The organism is Anoxybacillus sp. MB8 (assembly GCF_011006755.1).
Classification (GTDB): Bacteria; Bacillota; Bacilli; order Bacillales; family Anoxybacillaceae; genus Anoxybacillus; species Anoxybacillus gonensis.
Window position 1 is genome coordinate 1 of sequence record NZ_RXXX01000149.1, and the last position, 363, is coordinate 363.

A 363-nucleotide genomic window follows, 5' to 3' on the forward strand; every position below is an offset into this window, starting at 1 on the left:
TTCACCAAGGATGGGAGAAAAACGGGAAACGCGTATCCTTAGTGAATCGACGGTATATGGTTCATCAAACGAATGAACAGATTTGGGAAGCTGTAGAGAATTTTCTGATGAAGGAATACAGCTATGATCCGTTTGAGGATTGGGTGGTCATCAATGGAGATGGAGCCCCATGGATTACAGCGTGTCGAGAATATTTCGGGGACAGGGGGTACTTTCAGCTTGATCGGTTCCATGTGGCAAGAGAGATTCGTCAATTGTTCCGAGGTCATGCGAGATATCGGGTGATTCGAAAGAAGTTAGCATCATGGGATGAAGAAGGTGTGTTACGAGAACTCACAAGCGCCATCGGTACGTTAGAACATG

At 46.0% G+C, this 363-nt stretch carries 1 protein-coding gene; it reads left to right on the forward strand.

The window, feature by feature from the left end; all coding sequences use genetic code 11:
• The coding region (locus tag EKC99_RS15615; protein WP_205597833.1) for a UPF0236 family transposase-like protein at positions 1–363 on the forward strand (363 nt) is incomplete at both ends.